Annotated in this window: 1 protein-coding gene; it reads right to left on the bottom strand. The window is 52.4% G+C overall.

Annotated features, from left to right (window positions below):
• Window positions 1-51 precede the first annotated feature (51 nt).
• Entirely contained in the window at window positions 52-1,176 is a 1,125-nt protein-coding gene (locus E4P00_RS21625) for an IS481 family transposase (protein ID WP_216091764.1), read from the bottom strand.
• Window positions 1,177-1,259 lie beyond the last annotated feature (83 nt).

Below are 1,259 nucleotides of genomic sequence, written 5' to 3'. Positions count from 1 at the left end.
TGTATAGACCGGACACATGGTGGACACATGTGCGGGGACATGGTTGACACATTATGGGCCATAGTCAGGTTTGCTCAGGTCGATCGTTCTTAGAAAGTGATGGCAGAAGTAAACATCAAAGAGACCGTCTTTTTCAGGGTTAGGTCGTATTCCGATGTGATGACCATTCAGGCCCTTGGCGATGCTGAAATAGCGTTTCTGAAAACGAAATCGGCTGTGATACGCCTTGATCGACACATCATCCGGCCCGTACTCGAAGGGTGATAACTGCTGCGGGTAAGCCCAAGGGCTGGACCGATACCGGTCCATGGGCACCTTGTAGTCCAGTGCTTGATGAGGACGCTGCAGGTTATAAACCTCACGCCACTGATCAAATGCGGTTTGAGCCTCCTTGATCGTGGAAAATTGCCGTCCATTAAGCACCTCTGCCTTGAGTGATCGATGAAAGCGCTCGATCTTTCCGTTGGTTTGAGGGTGATAGGGGCGACTGAAACTGATCCGGATTCCCAAGCTAATCAACCAGATACTTAACTCTGTGATTTCACCGGGGTTGCGCGGCGATCCCCATGGAGGACCGTTATCAACATTGATACGAGCGGGCAATCCGAAGCGTTGGAATACCTCAATCATCTTCTCCTTCACTGTGCCCCCGCGTTCGTTATCACACGCCTGAATAGCTAAATTGAATCGCGAGTGATCATCCAACAAGGTCAGGGGATGGCATCGACCTTCTTGAGTTGCGAAATGCCCTTTGAAGTCCATCTGCCAAAGGTCGTTAGGCGCATCGTGTTCAAATCTCAGCTTTGCTTCCTGTTCCTTCTGAACGGGCTGAATCAGGTCGTGTCGGTGCAGCACGTTAGTTACTGTGCTGGGAGCAATTTGCTTTTTCAAGATGCTGCTGATTGTGCGTCCGCCCCAGGCCGGATGTTCCTGCCTGAGCGCTACGACCTCCGCCTCCAGGGCCGCATTGGTCAGTTTGGGACTGGTAGCTGGTTTTCGGGACTTTTCTTGCAGCCCCGACTGCCCTTGCATCTCGTATCGTTTGAGCCATTTATAGGCCGTTTGCGGGCTGATGCCGAAGCGTCGACACAGTTCTCTTTTATTACTGCCGGGCTGCCGTGCTAAGGCAACGAACTCTTCTTTCAGGCTCATGGTATCTCTCGTGTTCCAAGGCATGATGGCTTTCCGGCGAAGTTGGCTCGCCGAAAAGTGTCCACCATGTCCCCGCACACCCGTCAACCATGTGTCCGGTCCGTACA

Source organism: Pseudomonas sp. B329 (assembly GCF_023127835.1).
Classification (GTDB): domain Bacteria; phylum Pseudomonadota; class Gammaproteobacteria; order Pseudomonadales; family Pseudomonadaceae; genus Aquipseudomonas; species Aquipseudomonas synxantha_A.
The sequence above is the reverse complement of the archived record's forward strand: the minus strand, read 5'-3'. Positions and strand labels throughout refer to the sequence as shown.